The 26,282-nt window shown below is 56.9% G+C and carries 21 protein-coding genes and 1 pseudogene; 21 read left to right on the top strand and 1 reads right to left on the bottom strand.

Translation table 11 applies throughout. The features are described 5' to 3' along the window. Positions 1 to 6: 6 nt before the first annotated feature. Positions 7 to 1,242, top strand: a complete 1,236-nt coding sequence (locus AABE10_RS34135; protein WP_342937499.1) for an ATP-grasp domain-containing protein — start codon at positions 7 to 9, stop codon at positions 1,240 to 1,242. Between the two features lie 12 nt (positions 1,243 to 1,254). Beyond that, positions 1,255 to 2,547, top strand: coding sequence for a biotin carboxylase (locus AABE10_RS34130; protein ID WP_342937498.1), 1,293 nt, complete (start codon positions 1,255 to 1,257; stop codon positions 2,545 to 2,547). An 11-nt stretch (positions 2,548 to 2,558) separates the two neighbouring features. On the opposite strand, the gene AABE10_RS34125 is transcribed toward AABE10_RS34130, so the two are convergent. Then, entirely contained in the window at positions 2,559 to 3,473 is a 915-nt protein-coding gene (locus AABE10_RS34125; protein WP_342937497.1) for a LysR family transcriptional regulator, read from the bottom strand. Positions 3,474 to 3,705: 232 nt separating this feature from the next. Here AABE10_RS34125 and nodB point away from each other — a divergent pair, with 232 nt between their 5' ends. The 19 genes and pseudogenes from nodB to AABE10_RS34025 all read left to right on the top strand — a co-directional run. Then, a complete protein-coding gene (gene nodB / locus AABE10_RS34120; protein WP_342937496.1) occupies positions 3,706 to 4,386 on the top strand; it encodes a chitooligosaccharide deacetylase NodB in 681 nt (226 codons plus the stop codon). A gap of 454 nt (positions 4,387 to 4,840) precedes the next feature. Beyond that, positions 4,841 to 6,181, top strand: coding sequence for a chitooligosaccharide synthase NodC (nodC, locus tag AABE10_RS34115; protein WP_342937495.1), 1,341 nt, complete (start codon positions 4,841 to 4,843; stop codon positions 6,179 to 6,181). A gap of 46 nt (positions 6,182 to 6,227) precedes the next feature. Then, positions 6,228 to 7,160 carry a nodulation factor ABC transporter ATP-binding protein NodI gene (gene nodI, locus AABE10_RS34110; protein ID WP_342937521.1) on the top strand — a complete coding sequence of 311 codons (933 nt, stop codon included), beginning with the start codon at positions 6,228 to 6,230 and terminating at the stop codon, positions 7,158 to 7,160. Next, the gene (locus AABE10_RS34105) at positions 7,161 to 7,952 is read left to right on the top strand and encodes an ABC transporter permease (RefSeq protein WP_342937494.1); all 792 of its coding nucleotides are present in this window, start codon (positions 7,161 to 7,163) and stop codon (positions 7,950 to 7,952) included. Between the two features lie 99 nt (positions 7,953 to 8,051). Beyond that, positions 8,052 to 8,807, top strand: coding sequence for a sulfotransferase (locus AABE10_RS34100; RefSeq protein WP_342937493.1), 756 nt, complete (start codon positions 8,052 to 8,054; stop codon positions 8,805 to 8,807). Between the two features lie 214 nt (positions 8,808 to 9,021). Beyond that, positions 9,022 to 9,612, top strand: a complete 591-nt coding sequence (locus tag AABE10_RS34095) for a NodA family N-acyltransferase (RefSeq protein ID WP_342937492.1) — start codon at positions 9,022 to 9,024, stop codon at positions 9,610 to 9,612. Between the two features lie 89 nt (positions 9,613 to 9,701). Beyond that, positions 9,702 to 10,331, top strand: coding sequence for a nodulation methyltransferase NodS (nodS, locus tag AABE10_RS34090; RefSeq protein WP_342937491.1), 630 nt, complete (start codon positions 9,702 to 9,704; stop codon positions 10,329 to 10,331). Between the two features lie 12 nt (positions 10,332 to 10,343). After that, on the top strand, positions 10,344 to 12,062 hold the full coding sequence (gene nodU, locus AABE10_RS34085) for a nodulation protein NodU (protein ID WP_342937490.1): 1,719 nt from the start codon (positions 10,344 to 10,346) through the stop codon (positions 12,060 to 12,062). A 187-nt stretch (positions 12,063 to 12,249) separates the two neighbouring features. Then, positions 12,250 to 12,849 carry an adenylyl-sulfate kinase gene (gene cysC, locus AABE10_RS34080; RefSeq protein ID WP_342937489.1) on the top strand — a complete coding sequence of 200 codons (600 nt, stop codon included), beginning with the start codon at positions 12,250 to 12,252 and terminating at the stop codon, positions 12,847 to 12,849. Between the two features lie 202 nt (positions 12,850 to 13,051). Next, positions 13,052 to 14,650 carry an efflux transporter outer membrane subunit gene (locus tag AABE10_RS34075; protein WP_342937488.1) on the top strand — a complete coding sequence of 533 codons (1,599 nt, stop codon included), beginning with the start codon at positions 13,052 to 13,054 and terminating at the stop codon, positions 14,648 to 14,650. Positions 14,651 to 14,793: 143 nt separating this feature from the next. Continuing rightward, positions 14,794 to 15,945: an efflux RND transporter periplasmic adaptor subunit gene (locus AABE10_RS34070; protein WP_342937487.1), complete on the top strand. Its 1,152-nt coding sequence runs from the start codon at positions 14,794 to 14,796 to the stop codon at positions 15,943 to 15,945. 11 nt (positions 15,946 to 15,956) lie between these two features. Next, positions 15,957 to 19,010 carry an efflux RND transporter permease subunit gene (locus tag AABE10_RS34065; RefSeq protein ID WP_342937486.1) on the top strand — a complete coding sequence of 1,018 codons (3,054 nt, stop codon included), beginning with the start codon at positions 15,957 to 15,959 and terminating at the stop codon, positions 19,008 to 19,010. Positions 19,011 to 19,188: 178 nt separating this feature from the next. Then, a complete protein-coding gene (locus AABE10_RS34060; protein WP_342937485.1) occupies positions 19,189 to 19,641 on the top strand; it encodes a hypothetical protein in 453 nt (150 codons plus the stop codon). Next, positions 19,638 to 20,651 (top strand): substrate-binding domain-containing protein, encoded by a 1,014-nt coding sequence (locus AABE10_RS34055; protein ID WP_342937484.1) that lies wholly within the window; start codon positions 19,638 to 19,640, stop codon positions 20,649 to 20,651. Before AABE10_RS34060 ends, AABE10_RS34055 begins: the two co-directional genes overlap by 4 nt. Before the next feature lie 798 nt (positions 20,652 to 21,449). Beyond that, the gene (locus tag AABE10_RS34045; RefSeq protein ID WP_342937483.1) at positions 21,450 to 22,814 is read left to right on the top strand and encodes a hypothetical protein; all 1,365 of its coding nucleotides are present in this window, start codon (positions 21,450 to 21,452) and stop codon (positions 22,812 to 22,814) included. Beyond that, positions 22,759 to 23,946, top strand: coding sequence for a glycosyltransferase (locus AABE10_RS34040; protein WP_342937482.1), 1,188 nt, complete (start codon positions 22,759 to 22,761; stop codon positions 23,944 to 23,946). Before AABE10_RS34045 ends, AABE10_RS34040 begins: the two co-directional genes overlap by 56 nt. Beyond that, positions 23,946 to 24,362, top strand: coding sequence for a hypothetical protein (locus tag AABE10_RS34035; protein ID WP_342937481.1), 417 nt, complete (start codon positions 23,946 to 23,948; stop codon positions 24,360 to 24,362). Before AABE10_RS34040 ends, AABE10_RS34035 begins: the two co-directional genes overlap by 1 nt. 29 nt (positions 24,363 to 24,391) lie before the next feature. Next, entirely contained in the window at positions 24,392 to 25,267 is an 876-nt protein-coding gene (locus tag AABE10_RS34030) for a radical SAM protein (RefSeq protein ID WP_342937480.1), read from the top strand. A 142-nt stretch (positions 25,268 to 25,409) separates the two neighbouring features. Next, positions 25,410 to 26,279: pseudogene (locus AABE10_RS34025) on the top strand (IS5 family transposase); the annotation flags it as partial. Positions 26,280 to 26,282: the final 3 nt, after the last annotated feature.

Raw genomic sequence — 26,282 nt, 5'->3', positions numbered from 1 at the left:
ATCCGCGTGACCGCCGTCATCGTAATTGAACCGGCGTCGTCGGGCGCGTCGCTTATCGCCGCTGCTGCGCGCCTCGGTGTCGCCGTGCATGTGTTTTCGGCCAACCGTGACGAGCGCGTCGTTCTGCCCGCACTTCGCAACGCCGCCGCATCGTTCACCGTGGTCGACACCGCTTCCCCAGACGCGGTCGCCGCAACGGCGCGCGCTATGCGCGTCGACGCAATCGTGCCCGGGTTCGAATACACAGTCGGTGTAGCCGCGCAAGCGGCGGCCCGGCTCGGTCTTCCCCATTTGCCGCCTGAAGCGGCAGCGCTAACTCAAGACAAGTATCACAGCCGCTTGCACCTCGCAACTATGGGAGTGGCAGTGCCACAGTTCGCTCAAATCGCAGATCCCCGCGACATCACGACGGCCGCCTCACAGGTCGGCTTCCCAGCCGTTCTCAAGCCTGTGGACGGCTGCGGTAGTCAACTGGTGACGCGCGTCAACTCGCTTGCCGAGCTGCAGTTCGCGGTCGAGCGCGCCATACACCAAGGCGTTGTAGACATGGGCCGCAAGATTGGCAACGTTTTGCTGCTTGAGCAATACCTCAAGGGTCCGGAGTACAGCATTGAAGGTTACATCGACGGGCGCGGGCCGCGTGTTGTCGCTGTAACCGAAAAGCTGCTGAGCGCCGAGCCGTATTTCGTCGAGATGGGACACACGGTTGAAGCAGCGCTGAGGCCAGAGCACCGAGCGGCGCTGGTCGCATACGTCGAAGAAATCACAGCACGAATGGGCCTTACACTCGGCGTCTTCCATGCGGAGGCCCGCATCACACGCGACGGTCCGGTGCTCATCGAGATCGCCGCGCGGCTCGGAGGGGACCGCATCTACCGTCTGGTTGAACTCAGCAAGTCACTCTCGTTGCCGGAAGTGATGATACGCAGCCATCTCGGCGACACCAATCCGGCGCCCGGCTACGACACAGAGCTTACGACGTGTGCGAGCGGTGTGCGGTTCCTCGCGCCTGTAAGGGGCCGCTTCGCCAGCGCCGCCGCAGTCGAGCGGGTGCGCGCAATGCCTGGCTTCGAGGAGATCGAGGTCCATCCCCACATCGGCGGTGCCGTGCCACAACTGATGGATTTTCGCGGCCGCGCCGGACATGTGCTGTTTACCGCTGCCGATCGCCCGACGCTTGATTTACGTCTCGCCGAGGCGCAAAGCGCTCTCAGATTTAATCGCACCCTTGACGATATCTGAAAATTTCTCGACATGACAATCAGCCTGTCCCCCAACAGTAGACGCATCGTTGTGCTTAATCGTTGGTCCGACGACTTCGCGGCCTATCATCGCTATATCGACCATGCCGTGCACGACGTGGCATACGTCTGCACACCAAACGCTGCGGCAGCACTGCGCGCGTCGCGCATCACTCACATTGAACAGCTACCCGATTTCGGCGATGAAGATGCGCTGCACGCGGCCGTGCGCGCCTGCAGTTCGGCACTGGGCGGCATCGACAGGCTCGTCGCGCTGTCCGAATTCGACCTGATGGCGGCCGCGCGGCTCCGCAATTCGTTCAGTATCCCTGGTGACCTGCCTGATGCAGTCGTCCGGTTTCGCGACAAGGCAGTCATGAAGCACGCCGTCGCGGCAGCCGGCCTGTGTGTGCCGCGCTTCGCAGCGCTGGAAAATCTGACCTCTCCCGATGCGGAGCCGATCAATACAATGCGTTTTCCGCTCATCGCAAAGCCGCGCACCGGCGCCGCAAGCGTAGGTGTGCGGCGCGTCGACACGGAGGCGCAGTTCAATGCACTGTTGCCGACTCTTCCGCTCGTTGAGTACGAATGCGAGGAGTACATCGAAGGAACGATTTATCACATTGACGGCTTCGTTGTTGACGGTGCATTTGTGATCGCGCGCGCGTCACGCTATATCAACACTTGCCTCGAGTTTGCGCAGGGCAAACCACTCGGCTCCGTAATGCTTGATCCCGGGCCGCTAAATGATGCACTGCTCGCGTTTGCAGATGCCAGCCTGCGCGCGCTCGCGTTGGTCAATGGACCGTTCCATCTTGAGATCATTCGAGGCCCCGACGCCCTGTACTTCCTCGAGATCGGTGCGCGCGTGGGTGGGGGGGAGATCCCTTTCCTGTTTCGCGATCTGTACGATATTGACCTGTTCGCCTTGTGGGTCGCGCAGCAGTCAGGTGACGAGGCATGTTTCGCGGAGCAAACACGAGCCGCGTTCGCCGCATCGACGTCGCGCGCGCGCGGCGGATTTCTGATGCTACCGGAGCCAGTCGGCAAGGTGTTCGTCGATGCGCAATTGCCGCAAGGAATCGCGGCGCTCTATGAAACCGTCTTGCCAAAACAACATCATGTCTTCGACGGCGCTGGCGGCTACGATACGATCCTCGCGCGCTTTCGCTACCGGGGTGCATCAGAACACGAAATCGCCGTGGCAATTCACGCGACGCTGCGGGATTTTCGCTTCACACTCGCGGAGGTCGCGACATTCGCGACGTTTGAAAAAGAAATTCGGCTCGGCCCGAATTCGCCGTGAAGCCATCGATACTAGCCAGCCACAAGGCTTTGCGCCTCCTGTAATAACAGCTCGCGCATCCAGATGCTTGCAGGGTCACCGTTGTGCAGCGCAGGCCATTGGATCGATTCAGTGAACGAGGAAAGGGGCAGTGGTACCTGGACGATCCGGAGGGGAACCACTTCGGCGAAATGCCTTGCCAGCCTCATAGGGATCGTTGCTATACGGTTGGTACGCGATAGCATGGACGGAACCAGATCAAAGGTCGGCACGACAACCTCTTCGCGCCTCTTGAGACCGAGATCGAGTAAGAAAAACTCCTCGATCGAGGGCCTGCGCGCCCGTCCGAACCTCACTGTCACGTGTCCCATCGACATGTACTTCTCCAACGGGAGCCGCCGCGACAACTGTTTGTTCGTTGGACATCCGACACATACGAGCTTCTCCTCGAAGAGCGCCGCTTTGGGGTGAGAATCGGCCAGCAACAGCCCCGGCAAAATCAGAAAATCGGCGTCACCTCGACGAAGCAACTCGCCGGGCTCGTCGTCAGGAAAAAGCAATTCAAAACTCACTGAGGGAGCTTCGCGCGCGACACGTTTTACGACGTTCTGGAAATAGACAAGTGTCATGAAATCAGAAAGGCAGACCCTAAAGCGGCGATTCGATTTGGCCGGTTGGAATACGTCGCGCGAAATGATCGAAAGCTGTATGTGCGACAGAGCTTCCCGAACCGGGCCTGCGAGCTCCATCGCCCGAGCTGTCGGAACAAACTCGCGGCCCCTCATCACGAACAGGTCGTCAGAAAAATAGTCTCGTAACCTGCCGACCGCGGCACTCATGGCAGGTTGACTCAAATTGATGTTCTGCGCCGCGACAGTCAGATTACGTTGTGTCATCAGCGCATCCAGCGCAACAAGAAGATTGAGATCGAGGCCTTTGAAGCGCATGTTCAGGTATTCGCTGTGTGGATGAGACGTATCGAAACAATCGATTGTACAAATTAATTGTCGTCCCGCAAAGTTACGCATATCAAGGCTAAAGGTGCAAGAGGTCGCATGAAGATTTTCTTCGAATTACTGACCGACCGTTTTTTTCAGAGTCCCAAATTGTGAGTCATAGACAGATTTTCACCACCGCGACGCTTTCTGCGCACCACCATGAATACTCGATGACTTAGAGATGAAGGATGACATACCACAACGAGACGGGTGCGAACCGATTCGATTAGTGTCCGAAGTGCCGGACAACTTCGACCGCCAACACCAATCCCGTCAGGTTTACCTTACTTTCGATGACGGTCCAGATCTAGTATGGACGCCCAAGATACTTGACGTGTTGGCACAGCACAAGGTGCCGGCAACGTTCTGCGTACTTGGCTTCTACGCGGCAAGTCATCCACAGTTGATAGAACGGATCATCGCTGAAGGTCACGAGATCGCCAATCACACGATGACGCATCGGGATCTTTCAAAATGCGAACCGGAACAGACACGGCGTGAGATATTGGAAGCGAACGCGATATTCAAGCGGACATGCCCTGCCGCAACGGTGCGGTATGTGCGTGCGCCATACGGAATATGGACGAAAGAAGTAATTGCCGAATCGGCAAAGGCGGGACTGACGGCACTTCACTGGTCGATAGACCCGCGAGATTGGTCTCGCCCCGGTGTCGACGCGATTGTGCACGCTGTGCTGGCGTCCGTGCAACCAGGCTCTATTGTCCTTTTACACGATGGGAGCCCTCCTGGAGAGTGGTATCCGGATGCTCGCGCCACATCGCGCGATCAGACCGTTACGGCGCTGTCGCGCCTGATTCCAGCTTTGAAGGAACGCAGGTTTGTAATCAGTTCACTGCCTTGATGTCGACAAACACCGATGAGCCCCCGCAAAAACCGGCACCATCTATCAAGGCTGGTGCGCCTCACTACAAGAGGTTTCTCCAATCATGAGCAGCAGCTTGCAAACGGCTTCGACACGGATTAATCAATATGAACGCATCAGGAAATCCTGACGCAATAAACAGGAATCACTGACCGAGCTTTCTGCATCAGCCGATGGATATATTACTTGCCAGCTCGCTATCATGACCGTGCACTAGCTGAGAAACCGAGCGACGAGAGAGCGCAAGATTCTGCGATCTCGCCAAGACATAGCGAGACATCCACGGATCTAGGCGCATTGGAGAGACACCCTTGCCCACTACCGACAGGAACTTCGCAAGCAAATCTTTGGCGTTTTCCACCTGTTCATTCTCTGGATCACGGCAGGCCTGTAATCAGATCATTTCTTAACGCCACTTAGCAAACTGACCTCGATGAACATCCCTGCCACGATCAACACGACCTCCATTTTATTGTACGCACTACTTTCGACCATTTATAAAAGCGCGCAGGTTCTACACGCCATGCCGGCTAGCGGGCCACCGGCGAGAAGTAACTCGACCAACTGCAACTCCCTGCCCGACGTCGACGTTATTGTGCCGTGCTTCAACGAAAACCCGGACACACTGCGGGCATGCCTCGCTTCAATCGCGACTCAGGAGTATGCTGGCCCCGTTAAAGTCCACGTGGTCGATGACGGTTCAGCCAATCGAGACGCGTTGAGAATGGTGTACCACGAGTACGAGCACGATCCGAGATTCAATTTTGTCCTCCTTCCCCGGAACGTAGGAAAACGCAAGGCACAAATCGCTGCGATCCGTTCTTCGTCCGCGGAACTGATACTTAACGTCGACTCAGATACGACCCTAGCGCCCGACGTCGTGAAGAAACTCGTACTAACAATGAGCGACACGGCGATCGGGGCCGCCATGGGTCAATTGACAGCAAGCAATCGCAGCGACACATGGTTGACCCGTCTGATCGATATGGAATACTGGCTCGCCTGCAACGAAGAGCGTGCCGCTCAAGCCCGTTTCGGTGCTGTTATGTGCTGCTGCGGTCCATGCGCCATCTATCGGCGATCCGCGCTTCTTTTGCTGCTGAACCAGTACGAGACTCAGACGTTTCGCGGAAAACGCAGTGACTTTGGCGAAGATCGTCATTTGACAATTCTTATGCTGGCAGCTGGTTACCGAACGGAATATGTTCCAGACGCGATCGCAGCTACCGTTGTACCAGACAAGTTGTGGCCGTATCTGCGTCAACAACTACGTTGGGCGCGCAGTACTTATCGCGACACGCTGCTTGCGCTGCGCCTCCTGCCTCGTCTCGATCGTTACCTTACGCTGGACGTGATCGGGCAAAACGTAGGGTCGCTTTTGCTTGCCGTTTCAATGCTTGCCGGGTTCTTGCAGATCGTTCTGACAGCCTCGGCACCTTGGCACGCATGCTTTCTAATAGCCTCAATGACTATGATCCGCTGTTCCGTGGCCGCAGTTCGGTCTCGAGAACTTCGATTTCTCGGATTTTCCGCGCACACATTTATCAACCTTTTGTTATTGCTTCCTGTAAAAGCCTACGCATTGTGTACGCTGAGTAACAGCAACTGGCTTTCCCGAGGCTCGGCCGCCGACGACTGTCGCGAATACGTCGATCCGCCTGGATACGCTGCGACGGCAGACGCTAATGCATCGACGGGTATGGATGCGCAGTGTGACCGACAGTGCAAGCCACCGTCATTCAAAACGTCGAACAATGTAGTTCGTAGTGAATGATGCTTAGATCTCGCGCGCAAATCACGATCTTTTTTAACAAAGCCACATTTCGACCTCCCGTTCAATGGCTGCTGCAACGATAACGTTTACTGGCGTAAGAAAGTTATATGACGGCAAACAGGTCGTTAACGGACTTTCATTTCGCGTCGAGCAGGGCGAATGCTTTGGCCTGCTGGGACCCAACGGCGCAGGCAAGAGCACGACCGCGCGCATGATCCTCGGTATGGCGTCGCCTGACGCGGGTGCTATCACTGTCCTTGGAGAGCCCGTGCCCGTACGCGCACGTCGGGCACGGCGGCGTATCGGCGTAGTTCCGCAATTTGACAACCTTGAGCCCGGGTTTACGGTCCGCGAGAACCTGCAGATATTCGGGCGCTACTTTGGCATGAGCGCGGGCGAAGTCGAAGCGGTGATTCCGTCGCTGCTTGAATTCGCGCACCTAGAGAGCAAGGCTCACGCGCGCGTCTCAGAATTATCCGGCGGCATGAAGCGTCGGTTGACCATCGCCCGGGCGCTTATCAACGACCCACAACTGCTAGTAATGGACGAGCCCGCGACCGGCCTTGATCCACATGCGCGCCGCCTCGTTTGGGACCGCTTGCGCTCTCTACTTGCGCGCGGCAAGACGATCCTTCTAACCACTCACTTCATGGAAGAGGCCGAACGATTGTGCGATCGTCTCTGCGTGATCGACAAAGGACGCAGCATTGCGGAAGGTGCCCCTCATGCGCTAATCCAGAAACAAATTGGGAGCCACGTCCTGGAGATATATGGCGGCGATTCGCACGAACTGCGTGCATTGCTCGATCCATACGCGCAGCGCACGGAGGTGAGCGGCGAGACGCTGTTTTGCTATGCAGCCGATCTGGAACAGGTGCGCATGCAGTTGTGCAAGCGAACGGGTCTGCGCGTTCTGCAACGTCCCGCAAACCTGGAAGACGTGTTTCTTCGGTTGACCGGACGCGATATGAAGGACTAGATGATGCGTGAACTATTCACGATGACTATGCCCACCAACACTTGGAACTGGCGCATGGTATGGCGCCGCAATTATCTGGCGTGGCGAAAAACTGCACTCGTTTCGCTTATCGGTAACCTTGCGGACCCGATGATGTATCTGTTCGGATTGGGTTTCGGCGTGGGAATAATGATAGGCCGCATCGAAGGCACTTCTTACGTAGCCTTTTTGGCGGCTGGAATGGTATCGACAAGCGCAATGACTTCCGCGACGTTCGAAACGATTTATGCGACTTTCGCTCGCATGCACATTCAGCGCATGTGGGAAGCAGTCTTGTGTACTCAACTCACGATCGGCGACGTCATTCTCGGTGAATTGGCTTGGGCAGCAACAAAAGCCCTTTTGGCCGGCACGGCTGTTACGGCGGTTGCCACGACGCTGGGCTATGCGGCCTTTCCGGGCATTCTTTATGTCATTCCCGTCGTTATCTTAACTGGCCTCGCCTTCGCGAGTATTGCCATGGTCCTCATCGCGATCGCGCCGAGTTATGATTACTTTATCTTCTATCAAACACTTGTTCTGACACCCATGCTTTTTCTGAGCGGTGTCGTCTTTCCGGTCGCCCATCTTCCAGGTGCATTTCGACAGCTTGCGCGATTCTTGCCGCTCACACATTCCGTTGAACTCATCCGCCCTGCGATGCTTGCGCGCCCAGCCGCCGGAATCGGTCTGCATGTGATTGCGCTTTGCGTCTACACAGTCTTGCCATTCTTTCTGTCGGCAGTACTGTTTCGCCGACGTCTCCTATCTTGACGCAGATGATTGGAAACCGAGCAGAATCAGATCCTTGTAATGAACTAGACAGGAATCAGTTTTTAGAACCATCGCTTCCGATTCTGTTGAAGATACGCTATGACCCAACCCATGCTGATAATTAATCCGTTTGTAATCCTCGGGATGCCAAGGACGGGCACACATTATCTTGAAGAATTGCTAAACGAACATCGCAACGTATCAAGCAATGGCGAGTTGCTCAATCCTTACGACGCGATCTGGCACAATCCCAAACGCTTGCTACTTACCGATCACGAACTCCTCGAACTCGCCTATCTACACTATCCCGCCCGAGCCGGAAAGAACGCGATCACACACGTCGGTTGCAAGATCAACCAACCTCAGCTTCAGGAACGTCCTGGGTTCTTTGATGAGTTGGCTAGATGGCCATACCTCAAGGTGATGCTTGTGATCCGCAGAAATACATTGGAATCGCTGCGATCGTTGGTGCAGGCAAGGCAAAGTGGTCAATGGTTAAAGTTTGGCGCAGGCAACGACTCCGGTCCGCCTCCTCAGGTAACCTTAAAAATTAAAGACTGTGAGGACTATCTCAAAGCTGCTGACGATTTCCACCGACTGGTGATGGACTCATTCGCACCAGCGAACATTCTTACCGTCGAGTATGAAAGTCTACTGGACAATCCCGCTTCATGTCTGCAAGCGGTTTGGTCTTTCCTCGAAATTCCTGTGCGTCCATACTCTGGCAGCACAGTCCTTCAACGTCAGGAACTGAGGCCACTGGAACAAACGGTACTCAATTTTGAGGAGTTGAAGCGTCACTTCGCAGGCGGGCAGTACGAGAGCCTCTTCGAAGGTGGGAAGATCGATTTTTAAACACCCCTTGCGAATAACTCGATCGTATAACCCACCTGTTGACAGATCATTTTAAGTGTCGTCGTGTCTCTAGGCGAGATCTGTTTAGCTAACGGATGATCGGTTTGATTAATCCTTGCGTTCCCTTATAGCCATAGAAAACTGATGCGCACCATCGGTATGTCTGGCCGCTCGCGCAGCAGGCGATGAACGCGTCAAAACGAGGTAACTGTGCATGTCCTCAAAAGTGCAGTGGAGATTGTGCTGGGAAAATGAGCTTGAACTCACCGATCACATCGAGTTGGCCCGATTCTTCCGAACGACGTATGGGCCAACCGGGGCTTTCAACGCAAAACCGTTCGAGGGTGGCCGAAGTTGGGCCGGTGCGCGGCCCGAACTCCGCGCCATCGCGTACGATTCGAGGGGTGTTGCAGCTCACATGGGATCGCTTCGTCGTTTCATCAAGGTAGGCTCGGTCGATGTACTTGTAGCCGAATTGGGACTGTATGGGGTGCGTCCGGATCTCGAAGGGTTCGGAATCGGTCATTCGATCCGCGCGATATATCCAGTGCTGCAAGAACTCCGCGTCCCATTTGCGTTTGGCACAGTCCGGCATGCCTTAAAGAATCACTTTGCCAGATTGTTTCGGAATGGAATGGGGACAATCTTGGATGGGGTGCGCGTGCGATCAACGCTCCCAAACGTTCATCTTGACTTACCTCCTACGCGCATTGAAGACGTGCTGGCTGTGATTTTGCCGATCGGCAGCCCGCTGAGCGAGTGGCCGGACGGCGCCGCCATCGAGCGCAACGGACCCGAGCTGTGAGGCACGCCGGTTCTGTCCGGAAAGCGACGCGTCCCGCATAGCGCGTCGTACAACGACGTTGTAGCGGACTACTAGTAAGGTAGACCAAATTGAGAAATGTAACGAATTTTGAATTACTGCGTCGAGAATTGGACGCGGACGACCCGTGGCAACTGGACAGTAATCCCTTCGAACTCCAACGCCATGAGCAAATGCTCCGAATGTCACTCGTCGACGGATCTGTCTCCAACGCGTTAGAAGTCGGATGCGCGGGAGGAGCGTTTACGGAAAGATTGGCACCTCATTGCCAACGGCTCACCATTATCGACGTTATGCCACAAGCGCTCTCGAAAACACGCGAACGTCTGAAGGAGCCACCGAACACGGCCTGGATTGTTTCAGACGTACAGCATTTTTTGACCCTCGACAAGTTCGATCTGATCGTAGTGGCGGAAGTTCTTTATTACCTCGGCAACATCGAGGAGGTGCGCGCCGCTATTCGCAATCTGGTACGGATGCTTGTACCTGGTGGCCGATTGATATTCGGGTCGGCGCGTGACGCCAGTTGCCGGCGGTGGGGACACCTTGCCGGTGCAGAAACGGTCTTGGAAATTCTGAAAGAAGAACTGACCGAAGTTGAGCGCGTGGAGTGCGTCGGTGAGTCGCCCAATGAAGACTGTCTGCTCGCGCGCTTCCGGAACCGGGCTTTCCTTTCGCCTCAACCCAATTACTCTCTTTGAGTAGGGGATACTATGCGCATTTGTGGCCTCAAGCTGACACACGACGGAGCAATCGCCGTTGTCGAGGATGGAAAACTCGTTTTTTGCATCGAACAGGAGAAGCGGGAAAACAACCCGCGATACCAAAAAATCGAGAACCTGGATGCGGTTGCGGCCGCATTGAGCGAAGGTGGCTTGCGCGTCGAAGATATAGACCAGTTTGTTGTCGACGGCTGGGACGGCGAAGTGGAGTCACAGTTTCGGATGGTCAGTGGCTCCATGCTGGTCAGCCTAAATGGCGCCCCCTATATCGAACGCAAAGTGGACCATCTTCTTGCCTCGGTCGACGGCACCGGACTGCTGGTCGGCGGAGCGTCACGTACATATAAAAGCTATCCTCATGTGTCAGGCCATGTTGCCTCCGCGTACTGCACCAGCCCGTTCGCGCGGAGCGAGCAGCCCGCGTTCTGCCTGGTCTGGGATGGTGGAATGGTGCCGAGGCTGTACCACGTACAACGCCACGGAGCGCGCCTCGTTGACTGCCTGTTTCCGGTCATCGGCCAAATATACGCTGCGGCAGGTCATCATTTTGGGCCCTATAAGAAGGCGGACGGCGCGGAGTGGGATCTTGGCGTGGCCGGCAAGCTTATGGCATATATCGCGCTCGGGTCCCTCGATGAAGACATCGTCACTGAGTTTCATCGGCTTTACCAGGAACGCTTTGCCGGCGATACGGAAATTGCACGAAATTACCGCCAGAATGTCCATATTCCGGAAACATCGCTCGCAGCTGTACGCGACTTCTTCGAAGCAAGCCTGCCACAACTAAAGACCAAGCCTCACGAAGACGTACTCGTCTCCTTTCATGTATTCCTTGAGCGTCTTCTCGTTCACGAAATGGGAATGGCGCTCCAGCGACATTCGATTCCGGGGCCGCGAAATTTGTGTATCTCTGGCGGATGCGCACTCAACATCAAATGGAATAGCGCATTACGTGCGAGTGGCTTGTTCGACGCAATCTGGGTCCCGCCCTTTCCGAATGATAGTGGATCGGCGATTGGCGCCGCTTGTTGCGCGATGGCCGCGGACAAAGGCTTCGTACCGTTGGAATGGTCGGTCTATAGCGGACCAGCCGTGAAAACTGGCGACGTGCCGGCCGGATGGACGGCGTCTCCTTGCTCCATTGCGGAACTCGCCCGGATACTCGCGGATAATGAACCCGTCGTTTTTCTTGCCGGCCGCGCCGAGCTGGGGCCTCGGGCATTGGGTGCCAGAAGCATCCTGGCCGCTGCGACTTCGCCCGCTATGAAGGCTATCCTCAACGATATCAAGTATCGAGAGCATTTCCGCCCCGTGGCACCAATATGCCTCGAAGACCGTGCTCCTGCCGTATTTTGCCCCGGCACTCCAGACCCCTACATGCTGTTCGATCATCAGACGCGCGCGGAATGGCAGGACAAGGTTCCTGCCGTTGTGCACCTCGACGGGTCGGCTCGATTGCAGACGATCGCAAGAACTTCCGAGCATCCGGTAGCCCAACTGCTGATCGAATACGAAAAGCTCACAGGTCTTCCATTGCTCTGCAACACCAGCGCCAATCATCACGGGCGAGGCTTCTTCCCGGACGCTGCTTCAGCCTGTAAATGGGGACGCGTCGAACATGTATGGTGCGACGGTCTTCTATTGAGCAAGGCACGCGGGAACGGCCTGCCATCGTCAACCGACGAACCCGCATGCTGTGCACCAGTATGAGTGGGAAACGACTGCACCGCTCGGAATATTCCGATTCGTCGCGCTTGGGCCTTGAATGATAGGCGGCAATCTGCCGCGTCGACGGCAGATCCGTTCGTCCACGTTCAACTGACGTCACACTGCTGCAATGCTTGAGCGCGCGTACCCGAATTCCAGCAACCATCCCAACCCGCTTACGTAGGCGTGTATGACGAACGAGGCATCGACTTCACATCTTTACTCACACGACTTTCGCATTGATCCTGAGTCTAGACGACGGTTGCTACGACAAACGCCTGCCATTCTGTGGTTCACCGGTCTGTCCGGGTCTGGAAAATCGGCTATCGCTGACAGGGTTGAGGCGCGTCTTCATGCGTCCGGCCGCCTCACCTACACTCTCGATGGCGACTCCGTCAGGCTCGGTCTTTGCAAGGACCTCGGCTTTAGCGATGAGGATCGACACGAGAACGTACGGCGCGTGTCGGAAGTTGCAAAATTGATGGCTGACGCCGGCATCGTGGTACTGGTGTGCCTCATCTCCCCCTTCCGCTCGGACCGAGAACTCGCCAAATCCATCGCAGGGAAGCATAACTTCGCTGAAATTCATGTCCACGCATCTTTGGCCGTAGCCGAGGCTCGTGATCCCAAAGGACTCTATCGGCTCGCGAGACGTGGCGCAATCCAACATTTCACCGGCGTCGACTCGCCGTACGAACAGCCGACGGCACCAGACGTCTTCATCGACACTTGTTTGCTGTCGATTAATGAGGGTGTCGAAATTGTTTTGAACTGGCTTGACAGGCATTGACCACGCGCGAAGGATGTTCGCAACCTGTTATCAGATGCGCGCGCCTGAAGTTCGCTGCGGAGGCGAGCGAAATATCGCTCCAAATCACTCATGCTTACATTGACCGCCTCGCAGGAAGACCAGCGCAGCGGGGACGGGTAAGTTCTGCATCCGCAATTTTAACAACACGCCGCTCACGCGAACTAAGGTGGATAGGTGTTCCATGACGTCAACCGCAGTTGGTCGCAGCCGATTGCATCGGCAATTTAGTGGTGCAATTCGGCGCCGCATTGCGCATCGCGTTTGCGCGCGCATCGCACTGGTTACAGTCCTGCTTTCACAGTTTTGTTCGCTGTCGGGTTGCGCGTTGGGTCCCGATTACCAAACGCCCGCCCCGCCCGCCACCGACACCTACACGCCCACGCCGCTGCCCGATCGAACGGCGTCGGCGCCGGGCGCATCGGGCGTCCCGCAACAGTTCGTCGCCGGCCAGGACATTCCCGCGCAGTGGTGGACGCTCTTTCATTGCGAGCCGCTCGACGCGCTGATCCGCGAAGCGCTCGCCAACAGTCCCAACGTCGCTGCGGCGCAAGCGGCGCTCAGACAGGCCGGCGAGAACCTGCGGGCGCAAATGGGCACGACGCTGTATCCGTCCGTCGATGCGAAGGCCAATGCGACGCGCGAGAAATTCAACGGCGTCACGTTCGGTCAGCCCGGTCTGCATAGAATACTGAATCTGTACAACGCATCGGTGAGCGTGTCGTACAACCTCGACGTATTCGGCGGCGGGAGGCGCGAACTCGAATCGCTGCGCTCGCAGGTCGATTACGAGGGCTTTCAGTTGCAAGCCGCGTATCTCGCGTTGTCCGCGAACATCGTGACGGCGGCCGTCAAGGAAGCGTCGCTGCGCGAGCAGATCGACGCGACCGAGCGCATCGCCACCGACGAGGACGCGCAGCTCGGCGTGTTGCGCAAGCAGTTCGAGCTTGGCGGCGTGAGCCGCGCCGCCGTGCTCTCGCAGGAAACGCTCGTCGCGCAGACGCGCGCGACGTTGCCGCCGTTGCGCCAGTCGCTCGATCAGACGCGCCACCAGCTCGCCGTGCTCGCGGGCAAGCCGCCCAGCGACACGGGCGTGCCCGAGTTCACACTGGCGATACTCACGCTGCCGCAGAGCTTGCCCGTCAGCGTGCCGTCGTCACTCGTGCGGCAGCGGCCCGACATCCTCGCCGCCGACGCCACGCTGCATCAGGCGAGCGCGCAGGTCGGCGTGGCGACGGCGAACATGTATCCGCAGCTCACGCTGTCGGCGAGCTACGGCCCGCAAGCGCTGACGCCCGCGGGCCTACTCAAGTACGCGGACATGATCTGGAACATCGGCGCGGGCGTCACGCAGCCGATCTTTCATGGCGGACAGCTGAGCGCGCAAAAGCGCGCAGCCGAAGCCGCCTTCGATCAGGCCAACGCGCAATATCGGCAGACGGTGCTGCTCGCGTTCCAGAACGTCGCCGATACGTTGCGTGCGCTCGAACACGATGCGAGCGGTCTGCGTGCGCAGACGGAAGCATGGCGCGCGGCCCGCGATTCGCTCGATCTGACGCGCGGCCAGTTTCGCGTTGGCGGCGTCAGCTATCTGGCGTTGCTCGATACGCAGCGCCAGTACCAGCAGACCGTCGTGAATCTCGCACAGGCGCAGGCCGCGCGCTATGCGGACACGGCGGCGTTGTTCCAGGCGCTCGGCGGTGGCTGGTGGAACGACACGGCCGCGAGCCTGGCAGCCCAGGCCGCGCCGGCGGCCGTCCCGGCGTCTGCGACGCCGCAGTGAATTCTTTTGCAATGGCCGCGCGTCGCATGCGATCGACGGCAGCGCCGCCGGACGAGTTTGTGCCACATGTCGACGGGAGTTAGCGCTTTAGCCCTTACTCCTGTCCCATGCAAAGCAGTTTGCAGTGCAAGGACAAGACGACGATGACAACGAAAAGACAGATGACCAGGCGGATGATCATCATGCTGATCTGCGTGGGCGTATTGCTCGGCGCGCTGGTCGGCTTCAATCTGTTCAGGGCGCACATGCTCAAGAAGTTCATGGCGAGCAATGCCGTGCCGCCCGCGACCGTCACGGCCGCTGTCGCAAGCTACCAGACGTGGCAGCCGCAGCTTGCCGCCGTGGGCAGCCTGCGCGCGGTGCGCGGCGTCGACGTGACGACGGAAGTGGCCGGGCTCGTACGCGAAATCGCGTTCGGCTCGGGCCAGGAGGTGAAGGCGGGCCAGGTGCTCGTGCGCCTGAACGACGATTCGGATCGCGCGCAGCTGGCGTCGCTGCAAGCAGCCGCGGAACTGGCGCAAACCGTCTATAAGCGCGACAAGGCGCAGTTCGACATTCAGGCGATTGCGAAGGCCCAGCTCGACGCCGATGCCGCCGACCTGAAGAGCAAGAAAGCCCAGGTCGACCAGCAGGCCGCGCTCGTCGACAAGAAAACGATACGCGCGCCCTTCGCAGGACGCGTCGGCATCACGACGGTCAACCCCGGCCAGTACATCAATCCGGGCGATGCGATCGTCACGCTGCAAGCCATCGATCCGATCTACGCCGACTTCTATCTGCCACAACAGCAGCTCGGGCAATTGCAGGTCGGCCAGGCGATCGTCGTCGATACGAATGCGTTCAGCAACCGCACGTTCGACGGCAAGATCCGCTCGATCAATCCGCGCGTGGACAGCACGACGCGCAACGTGCAGATCGAAGCGACCGTCGACAACCGCGAGCGCAAGCTGCTGCCCGGCATGTACGCGAACGTGAAGATCGACGCGGGCACTGTGCAGCGCTATCTGACCTTGCCGCAAACGGCGATCACCTATAACCCCTACGGCGCGACCGTGTTCGTCGTGAAGCCGGGCGCGCAAAAGAACGCGCAAGGCAAGATCATGCCCGTCGCGCAGCAGGTGTTCGTCACGCCGGGGCCGACGCGCGGCGATCAGGTCGCGATTCTCAAGGGCATCAGCGAAGGCGCGCAGGTCGTGACGAGCGGCCAGTTGAAGCTGAAGAACGGCACGCCGCTCGTGATCGACAACCGCGTGCAGCCGGCGGACAACCCGAACCCGACGCCCCAGGAACAATAAGAGGCCGCCCGATGAAATTCACCGACATCTTCATTGAACGCCCGGTGCTCGCATCGGTGGTGAGTCTGCTGATCCTCGTGCTCGGCTTGCGGTCGCTGTCCGCGCTGAAGGTCGGCGAATATCCGCAGACCGAAAACGGCGTGGTGACGATCAAGACGTCGTACTACGGCGCGAGCGCAGACACGATGGCCGGCTTCATCACGCAGCCGCTCGAATCCGCAATCGCGCAGGCCCAGGGCATCGACTATATGTCGTCGAAGAGCAGCGCGGGCGTCTCGACGATCACCGCGACGCTGCGCCTGAACTACGACTCGAATCGCGCGCTGACGGAGATCAACACGCAGATCGCGTCGGTGCGCAACCAGTTGCCACCGCAAGCGCAGCAGCCGGTGCTGACCGTGCAGGTGGGCCAGACCACAGACGCGATGTACGTGGGCTTTTACAGCGACGTGCTGCCGAGCAACAACGTCACCGACTATCTGCTGCGCGTCGTGAAGCCGAAGCTCGATTCGATCCAGGGCGTGCAGACGGCGGAAATTCTCGGCGGCCGTCAGTTCGCGCTGCGCGCGTGGCTCGATTCGAGCCGGCTCGCCGCGCACAACGTCACGGCCGCCGACGTCTCCACGGCGCTGGGCAACAACAACTATCTGGCGACGCTCGGCACGACCAAAGGCCAGATGATCAGCGTCGATCTGAATGCGGGCACGGACCTGCATTCCGTCGACGACTTCAAGAAGCTCGTCGTCAAGCAGAAGAATGGCGCGATCGTGCGCCTCGAAGATGTCGCAAACGTCGTGCTCGGCGCGGACAACTACGATTTCAACGTCGCGTTCAGCGGCAAGCGTTCGGTGTTCATCGGCATCAAGGTGGCGCCCGATGCGAACGTGCTCGACGTCGCGAAGCGCGTGAGAACGATCTTCCCAGACCTGCAGAAGCAGTTCCCGACAGGCATGACGGGCGACATCGTCTACGACGCAACCGACTTCATCAACACGGCCATCGAAGAAGTGGTGAAGACGCTCGTCGAAGCGCTGCTGATCGTGACGGTCGTGATCTTCCTGTTCCTCGGCAGTTTCCGCGCGGTGATCGTGCCCGTGATCGCGATGCCGCTCTCGCTGATCGGCACGTTCTTCGTGATGCAACTGCTCGGCTATTCGATCAATCTGCTGACACTGCTGGCGCTGGTGCTCGCGATCGGGCTCGTCGTCGACGATGCGATCATCGTGGTCGAGAACGTCGACCGGCATATGAAGGAGGAAGGCAAGCAGCCCTTCGAAGCCGCGCTGATCGCCGCGCGCGAACTCGGCGGACCGATTCTCGCGATGACGGTCGTGCTGGTTGCCGTGTACCTGCCGATCGGTTTCCAGGGCGGACTGACGGGCGCGCTCTTCACCGAGTTCGCATTCTCGCTGGCGGGCGCCGTGACAGTATCGGGCGTGATTGCGCTGTCTCTATCGCCGATGATGTGCTCGCGCTTCTTCCGCACGGATCAGGAGTCGGGCCGCTTCGCGCGCTTCGTCGACCGGCAGTTCGAGCGCGTGCATCGCGGCTATGGGCGTCTTCTGCATGCGATGCTCGACACGTGGCCCGTGTTCATCGTGATGGGCGCTCTGTTGTTGTGCGGCACCGTGTACCTCTTCACGACGTCGAAATCGGAGCTTGCGCCGCAGGAGGACCAGGGCATCGTGCTGTCGCAGATCCAGGGGCCGCCGAACGCGACGATCCAGCAGATGCAGACCTACGCGGACCAGGTGTTCGATATCTCGAAGCAGTTGCCCGAGTACTCGCAGATGTTCCAGCTGACGGGCGCGCCGACACTGAACCAGGGCTTTGGTGGCGTGCTCTTCAAGACGTGGGACACGCGCAAGAAGGGCGCGACACAATTGCAGAAGGAGCTTCAGCAGAAGTGGGACAGCATTGCGGGCGCGCGCGTCGCCGCGTTCCAGTTTCCGCCGCTGCCGGGCGCGCAAGGGTTGCCCGTGCAGTTCGTCATCAGCACGACGGAGCCGTTCGAGAACCTCAATGAAGTGTCGCAAGCGGTGCTGCAAAAGGCGCGCGAGAGCGGCATGTTCTTCTTCGTCGACAGCGACCTGAAAATCGACAAGCCGGAAAGCATGCTGCTCGTCGACCGCAACAAGGTCGCTTCGCTCGGCCTGTCGCAAAGCGATGTCGGGCAGACGCTGGGCGCGGCGCTCGGCGGCAACTACGTCAATTACTTTTCGATCGCGGGCCGCTCATACAAGGTGATTCCGCAAGTGCTGCAAACGGACCGGCTGAACCCGTCGCAAGTGCTCGACTACTATTTGCGCACGCCCGATGGCAGCGTGATTCCCGCATCGACGGTCACGCATCTGAAGCAGACCATCGTGCCCGAGTCGATCAATCACTTCCAGCAGCTCAATTCAGCGACGATTTCCGGCGTGCTCGCACCGGGCATCTCGCAGGGCGAAGTGCTCGACTTCCTGCGCAAGGCCACCACCGACGTCGCGTCGACGGGCTATACGGCCGACTATTCGGGCCTGTCGCGGCAGTTCGTGCAGGAGTCCGGCGGCTTCGTGATCACGCTGCTGTTCGCGACGATCATCGTGTTTCTCGCGCTCGCCGCGCAGTTCGAGAGCTTCCGCGATCCTGTCGTGATTCTCGTGTCGGTGCCGATGGCGCTGTTCGGCGCGCTCATCTTCATCAACATGGGACTCTCGACGCTCAACATCTACACGCAGGTCGGCCTCGTCACGCTGATGGGCCTCGTCAGCAAGCACGGCATTCTGATCGTGCAGTTCGCGAACGAACTGCAACGCACGGGACGCGGCAAGCGCGAGGCGCTCGAAGAAGCGGCCGGCGTGCGCTTGCGGCCGATCCTGATGACGACGGCCGCAATGGTGCTGGGCGTGCTGCCGCTCGTGATCGCATCGGGCGCGGGCGCGGCGGGCCGCTACGCGATGGGGCTCGTGATCTTCACGGGGCTGTCGATCGGCACGCTGTTTACGCTCTTCGTCGTGCCCGCCATGTATATGTTGTTGGGCGCAGACCATCATCTGAAGTCGAACCAAACGGGTGCAGTTTGATCCGACAATCTGCACAGGTGGGAACGATTCGTGCACAATCGGATGCTGAACACCGATCCTTACAGGTACAGCCGCTCTTGAAGCAGATGTATTGGAGGACTAGGCCTTCCGCGCCTCCCGAGTCTTCGCAGCCCCGAACGGCGACTGTTGGCACATGATGTTCATCACACGAGAGCCCGTGAGCCCAGCGATCGGACGCGGCGTGCTCGGGCATGCGATGTCGCGCGATCTCGAGCATAGATCGCCGCGCCCGCCGCTGTTCCGCTCGAAAGTGTTCGGGCAACTGGAAGTACCGCAGGTCTTCGAGCATCAGGGCCGCTGGTACTGCCTGTTCTGCACCGCGAAGGACCATATCGAGCCGACGTATTGCCGCAAGCGCATGTCCGAGTCGATGAAGGGCACGCACGATCTGATTGCCGATCATCCGCTTGGCGAATGGAAGCTGGTCGAGGAAGACTTTCCAGTCGGCAATGCAGCGGATCGCTCTATTCCTGCCAGATCGGGGAGATCTCTGATCCGATGCCCGTCCATGTCGTTGATGATGGCAGGGTTGCAGGTTGACGCCTCGCGCTACGGGGTCGGTGGCCCCGACAGGTTGGCAGGACAGCGGCAAGACCGGGACACGCGATGAAACTCAAAGATCTTGCGCACAAGCTTGGAATGTCGCGAACCACAGTCAGCCGTGCGCTCAACGGCCACCCGGAAGTGAGTGAGCGCACCCGTGAGCGAGTCATTGCGGTTGCGGCGAGCGTCGGCTACCGCCCCAATTCGATGGCGCGGCACCTGGCAACCGGGCGCGCCGATGCTATCGGCATCATCTGTCCGCCCACGGCGCATGATCTAGGAGATCCATACTTCCTCGAAGTCGTGTCCGGCATGACTAAGGCCATCGAGTGCACCAACAAGGATCTAATCATTGCCTCGGCCTCTAACGTCGACGAACTCCGTACCTACGAGCGGATGGCTGAAGGACGCCGCGTCGACGGCATGATCGTCACGCGTACCAAACTGAATGATCGCCGGCTGCAGTATCTTGTGAAAGAGGGCATCCCGTTCGTTGCCTACGGCCGCAGCATCCTTCCAGGTCCGTACTCCTGGTTTGATTTCGACACCGAGGCCGGAGTACGCCAGGCAGTCGAGCGGCTTGTGAACCTTGGCCACCGCCGGATCGCGTTGCTCAACGGACCATTGGAGTTGCATTTTACAACACAGGCGCGTAAAGGCTACATTGACGCGATGGCCGCCGCCGGTCTGCCCGTAAACGCGCGCTACGTGATCGAAGGTACGCTCAGCCGCGCCAGCAGCTACGAAGCAATGACGAGTATTCTTTCATGCAATCCGAGACCGACTGCCGTGATCGTGGACAACCCCCCATGCGGCGCCGGTGCCGTGCGTGCGCTTGTTGACGCCAGGGTTATGCTCGGAAGCGAAATGTCGATCATCGTCAATGGTGGCCTCCCTCCAGACACGCTCATGGGCTACAACTTCACAATCCTCCAATGGGCCGTTCCGCATGATGTCGGTGTGACGATCGTTGAGTTAATGCTTGCAGTGCTCAACGGCAAGCCACCCGAGAAGCTGCACGTTCTTTGGCAGCCTAGCCTCGAGATCGGGAATTCGGACGGGCCCTGCATCGACTAGATATAGGTATTCACAAGGTTAGGGACGCACAGAAATTACCCTGATTCGTGCGTTATCTAATGCTCGAAGTGATTCTGTAGCATTTGCCCGAGAATGGGTCCGCTACTGCAACAATCTTCCTTACCTCGCTCAACGTCACGAACGATACTCCTGCATCGCCGGACACCTTCGGCACGGCGATGGCCCACGGACCGGAACGAGAAAAACAATTCAATTTTGCTGTGCGGCAAGCGTTGTTCGCGGTCGCGTAGCACAGCTTCCTGAGTGACGGCCTCGCAAGCTCCGGCGATCGTCCTCGCGGACAATTGCCGTGCCGGCGGCCGGGGGTGTCTGCTCCCGCAGTACGGTGGATTCATGGAATGCTGTCATCCACGACCTTACTTTCCAACAATCTATCTGCATTTCGAAGGATTTGACTGCACGCGGCCATTCATTGTCACCCACTTGACGAGCGGGTCGTCGGTGCAGCTCTGGAACGTTACCGGGGAGGTTTGGGGGTTTCGGTCATCCCGTACGCGAACGTCACGTCGCGGAAATTGCATCTGCGACACGACGCCGTTCATTGTCTCGACCGGGCATAGTTCGAAGCCCAGCGCGCCATGAGGCACTGTCCGAAATCCCGTTCGAACCACGGCGACATCGTGTCGCAAATAAATGTTTTTTGGTCGCGATTATGATTCATATTCACAATTTGTTTTATGGTGATTCTGAATGTGTCATAAAGATATGCATGCCGCGGCCATATTTATATCATTTGACGCTGTCGCCGTATCAGGCATCACAGTTGAGGCGTCAAAAATGGCCAAAATCCTTGCGCGGGATCAGATCAAGTCTTATCTCGACCTAGGTTACGATATAAAGGTAGATAAAGGAAAATTCGGCAAGCCTTACGATCACGAAAAAGAGATTTATAGGGGTATATTCGATCTGGTTCGTATTGACGATATCGATTCTATTCCCCACTACAGCGTTGATTTCCTAACGCACTCGCACAATGTTCTGATGGGTCGAGTTCCACCGGCTTCTTCCAGAGAGCAGGAAGAACTCCTGCTTGCAATTAGCGAATCTTCTCTGCGACTGGCACATCGAATCGTTCAGCTATGGGAAAAGCTAAGCATCAGTTATGTGATTGTTGAGAATGGAACGCTTCCGGAAAATATTATCTATACCAAGGCGCTATACGCAGCGATTGAAGATTACGGTAAACGTAATTGCTTAGGGAATTACGTCATCTGGCGCGATCACGATCTAATGTGGAACAGTGAAAAAAATGCGATGAAATACGGTGCAGCACCTTATCCTCATGCCGTTAAGCCTGTTAAATCCAAGTATATAACATACGTCACACTCAATAACCACCTGAAAAATGAACTGGAAGCGTGGTGTCATCACAAAGTAAACGTCAAGGTTAAAAAAAATACCTATAATTTCACCGAACACGGTAAACATACTAGTATCAGGGAGAATTTCCTTATCCGCGATAGCGACATTTTGATCGCCCGCACCACTCGCATTATTCCGCAAAAGCGTTTGGACCGGGACGTTTGTCTGGTCCATCGACTAAACCAACTTTTTAGTCAGAACAATATCGACCGGAAAGTTTATCTGGTTGTGGCAGGCGATCCCGATGAAAACCGTTCTTACCATCGGGAACTGAATGCATTGGCCAAAAAATTAAACGTTAAGTCATTTATCAAATTCGTTGGTCCGCTTCGGCACAAATACATGTCTTCACTGGGAGAAGCCACTACTATTGAGGATTTATATTACTCCTGCGATCTGGTCTCTTTCCTTACTTCGTGGGATTACGACAGCTATGGAAATCCTGTTGGAGAAGCGATTAGTAACCAGCGCTGCTACATCACTACCAGCTACGAATATTATTGGGAAGTCTACGGTCAGTATGGATTTGAGGCGCCGGTTATGCCGATATCAGAGGAGCAGGACGGTTTGCCTGATGAAGCATTTATTATGGAGGTGTACCGGTTCCTCAATAATAGGCGGTTGATGTATGACGTTGCTGGGCGGAATTTTTCCATTGGTAAGCAGTTACTCTCCAATAATGTAATTGACATTCTCGACGTGGACTGTTCTGAAGGAAGGATGCGTGATACTGTATTTGTATCAGTTGCGTTGCCAGTTTATAACGATTCTTGTCGATAATAATTCTACGGACGATTCCGTTGAAAAAATTAACACTTTCAAAGCCCAAAATCCATCCATGGAGATTCATGTCCTCCATGAGCCCATTCAGGGTGTCTCGTCCGCCAGAAAACGCGGTATGGATTACGCTTCTGTGCGCGCAAAAGCCCGCGACAACCGGCTAGGAGTTCAGAAAAAACACTATATTGTGTCGGCCGATGCGGACTGCACCGTAGATCCTTACTGGCTGCACGCGCTGATTAACAAAATGGTTGAGGCAAATGGGGATCTTGGCACGTGTAATTACTACTACAACGAAGAATCCTTCCGCAATCGCCCCAACCTTTTTCGGGAAATCCAAAAAACCTTGCGCTGCCGTGACGTGTCGTTTTCGCTGTTCGGCGGCTATCCGGACGGCAAAGGGTTTGCCGTTGAGCGCAGTCTGTACGACAAAGTGGGAGGTATCGAAATTTTCTACCAGCTGAACAATGGCCGCTTTGTACAACACCTCTCCGATGACTGGGACTTCGGGATCCGGGTAATCGCCGAGGGCGGCAAGCCGGTTTACGCCCGGGATTCCCGAGTGGAAATTAACAGCCGTCGCGTGGATACCATTCTGGAGGAAGTGATCGGCGGCATCGCCTATGGGCAGGATGGCATCATCATCATGAAAGACGTACGCCCGAACGAGCAAAAGCAAAAGTCAACGCTCTACGACACCACTCCCGCGCAGTCGCAGCAGGCCTGGTTTTACTCCATTAAAGACTACGTTCCCAAAAACATTGTATTGCCGGCACTACTCAATCCGCAGATTTTGCTGGAGGACATCGCCGTGCGCGAATTTTTTACCGAGCCAGTGGCTGACCGTCTGTATCACCGCATCCATGAAATTAAGCACGATTCAAGAATTATCGACTTCAAACCGATCCATGCTTACAAAACCCCGGCCTATCGGCTCTATTTCGAGTTCTGTGATGAAATTTTCAGTGCCATGCGTCGCGCCGTTGGTGACGATATCGGTTTTCCGCCGCCGTTGCCAGAGTGTTTCGATGTGGTCAAACCGGAAGATTTCGAGCGTTTTGTCTACTATTTCTGTGAAGATCGTGAGTCCGGCGAAGCGCACAACTACTTCGCTAACGGTGGGGTCTTCTGATGAACAGCGAAACTCTGAACTCACTAAACGATATCGATACAAATTATCCGGTGCCGCGAGTATATAGTTTTCTCTCCCGCCCGGAGAACATCACATTTCTGGAGTATGTCTTTAAAGATCCGTTCGGTTGTCACGTCTTCCCTGGCGATATCTGTGATTATCCACTCGCCGTCTTCCTTGATGACATGGAGCGTGATATAAAACAGGCAAAGCAGATTCATCTTTGGTCATATATCCCCACCTGCCGTTACCGCCGCCATTTCTGCCAGTACCCGACGCTTATTCTGAATCCACAGGCCACTTCATCACAGGCAGTGTTCCGGGATCTGGTGGATTACAACATCAAAGAGGCCACTATGTGGCTTCAGAACGTTCCATGTCTCGCACATGCCGAAGTCGGCGAATTCAACATCTGACCAAACAATACCTTCGACTGTTAAAAGAGTTGGGCTTTACCAAAATCAGCTTCGGTGCCCAAGCCTTCGACGACCGCATTATCTCAGCCTGTGGACGTATGCACTCTGCCGAACAGTGCTTGGATGCAATTTTTAACGCGCGTGAAATCGGCTTGGATTGGGTCAGCGTCGACCTTATCTACGGCATGTTTGGCCAGAGCGTGGATGATGTAAAATATGACATCGAGAAAACCCTCGAACTGGAACTTTCTCACGTGGTCTGCACCAAGCTACATATGGAAAAGTTTCTGAAAAAGCGTACCGGTGTTTCCGGAGAACGAGAAAGTCTGTGGCAGAAAAACGGGCTTATTAACAGTCGTAAGATGAACTTCCCGGGGCTGGGTAAGCAGTATCAGATGCGCGATCTAATCGAGCAGTACCTCTCGTCCGGATATCTAGAACATCCGACTACGTACTTTCACCAGAACCATCAGCATCCGGAGAAATGGAAAGGGCTAGTGACCGACCTCGATAAGCAGTACCCGGAAGTGGCGATCGGCCTCGGCGCCAGCTCGAAATGTACCCGGGCCGAGGCCATCAACGTCACCGGCTACAAAAGATACAAGGAAGCTCTGGATGAAAACCGTCTGCCCATTGAGGAAAGCCGAGGGGTCTCCCCACTTCAGCGCGAAGTGAACGCTTTCAAAATGGCTCTCTCCACACTGGTTCCGGTGAATGACAACGTGTTCAGGCGGCGTTTTGATGGCAGAAGCTTCTTCGACAATCCGATTATCCGCCCCACGCTCAGAACGCTGGTTGACAAGGCGTTGGTCATAATCGATAGGGATGTGGTAACACTTACCCCCAACGGAGTTACGCTGGTCGAAGCCGTGATTAACACCCAATTCGCGACACCTAACGTCTAAGGAGTCGGGTCTGAATAATTCGAAGCACCTTGTACAGCAAGGGCTTGAAGTGGAAAGTGGTTGATGCATTTGCATGGGACCTGCCAGATTATGGGTAGTTTCCTGCAAATTCCGGTGAGCGAAGGCGATCTGTTCCTAGCAGATCAACCTGAAGCACCCGCTGGTACGTCTGGCCGATCTGATCAACAGGGATCGGCTGGATACCTCAATGAGCGCGAGCTTCGTCTCACGCAAGGGTTGTCCGGCAACGTCACCGAGGTTGATTGCTGGGCTGTTGTATCTCCAGCATGCGTTCGATCTGTCGGACGAGGAAGTGATCTGGCAATGGGTGGAGAACCCGTATTGGCCAGGTCTTTACCGGCGAGACGTATTTGCAGACCGAGCCGCCGGTCGATCCGTCGAGTCTGACGCGCTGGCGCAAGCGCCTGGAAGAAGCCTGCGTTGAAGAACTGCTGGCCGAGACGATCGAAGCGGCGAAGCGCGGAAACGTGAGCAAGGCCTCAAGCGCGAAACGCGTGATCGTCGACACGACAGTCATGCAAAAGCCGATCGCCCATCCAACCGATTCGCGCCTGCTCGAACGGTGTCGAGAATATCTGGTGAAGGCTGCAGCACGGCACGGACTGAAGCTGCGGAAGATCTATAACCGCGAGGCACCGCATCTGGCGCGTCAGATTGGCCACTACGCCCATGCGAAGCAGTACAAGCGCATGAAGAAGGCCCTGCGTACATTGCCCGGGTGATGCGTGACGTGGAGCGTCAGCTCGAATCGGTTGCTGACACCGGGCGCAATGCGCTGCAGGAGTTGATCGGCCGCACCAGGCGGATCCTGTCGCAGAAGCAGAAGGACAGGAACAAGCTTTACGCATTGCATGCACCGGAAGTCGAATGTCTGGCCAAAGGCAAGGCTCGTACGCTGTACGAATTTGGCGTCAAGGTGTCAATTACGACAACCCACAAGGAAGGGCTCGTGATCGGCGCGCGTTCGATGCCGAGCAATCCGTACGACGGCCAA

It is taken from the genome of Paraburkholderia diazotrophica (assembly GCF_038900755.1).
Classification (GTDB): domain Bacteria; phylum Pseudomonadota; class Gammaproteobacteria; order Burkholderiales; family Burkholderiaceae; genus Paraburkholderia; species Paraburkholderia diazotrophica_A.
The sequence above is the reverse complement of the archived record's forward strand: the minus strand, read 5'-3'. Positions and strand labels throughout refer to the sequence as shown.

What these genes read in the sequence shown, in the direction of transcription:
- AABE10_RS34130 (WP_342937498.1), top strand. Translation starts at nt 1,255, where the DNA reads ATGACAATCAGCCTGTCCCCCAACAGTAGACGCATCGTTGTGCTTAAT.
- AABE10_RS34125 (WP_342937497.1), bottom strand. Translation starts at nt 3,473, where the DNA reads ATGCGCTTCAAAGGCCTCGATCTCAATCTTCTTGTTGCGCTGGATGCG.
- nodB (WP_342937496.1), top strand. Translation starts at nt 3,706, where the DNA reads ATGAAGGATGACATACCACAACGAGACGGGTGCGAACCGATTCGATTA.
- nodC (WP_342937495.1), top strand. Translation starts at nt 4,841, where the DNA reads ATGAACATCCCTGCCACGATCAACACGACCTCCATTTTATTGTACGCA.
- AABE10_RS34105 (WP_342937494.1), top strand. Translation starts at nt 7,161, where the DNA reads ATGATGCGTGAACTATTCACGATGACTATGCCCACCAACACTTGGAAC.
- AABE10_RS34100 (WP_342937493.1), top strand. Translation starts at nt 8,052, where the DNA reads ATGACCCAACCCATGCTGATAATTAATCCGTTTGTAATCCTCGGGATG.
- AABE10_RS34095 (WP_342937492.1), top strand. Translation starts at nt 9,022, where the DNA reads ATGTCCTCAAAAGTGCAGTGGAGATTGTGCTGGGAAAATGAGCTTGAA.
- nodU (WP_342937490.1), top strand. Translation starts at nt 10,344, where the DNA reads ATGCGCATTTGTGGCCTCAAGCTGACACACGACGGAGCAATCGCCGTT.
- cysC (WP_342937489.1), top strand. Translation starts at nt 12,250, where the DNA reads ATGACGAACGAGGCATCGACTTCACATCTTTACTCACACGACTTTCGC.
- AABE10_RS34075 (WP_342937488.1), top strand. Translation starts at nt 13,052, where the DNA reads ATGACGTCAACCGCAGTTGGTCGCAGCCGATTGCATCGGCAATTTAGT.
- AABE10_RS34070 (WP_342937487.1), top strand. Translation starts at nt 14,794, where the DNA reads ATGACAACGAAAAGACAGATGACCAGGCGGATGATCATCATGCTGATC.
- AABE10_RS34065 (WP_342937486.1), top strand. Translation starts at nt 15,957, where the DNA reads ATGAAATTCACCGACATCTTCATTGAACGCCCGGTGCTCGCATCGGTG.
- AABE10_RS34055 (WP_342937484.1), top strand. Translation starts at nt 19,638, where the DNA reads ATGAAACTCAAAGATCTTGCGCACAAGCTTGGAATGTCGCGAACCACA.
- AABE10_RS34045 (WP_342937483.1), top strand. Translation starts at nt 21,450, where the DNA reads ATGGCCAAAATCCTTGCGCGGGATCAGATCAAGTCTTATCTCGACCTA.
- AABE10_RS34035 (WP_342937481.1), top strand. Translation starts at nt 23,946, where the DNA reads ATGAACAGCGAAACTCTGAACTCACTAAACGATATCGATACAAATTAT.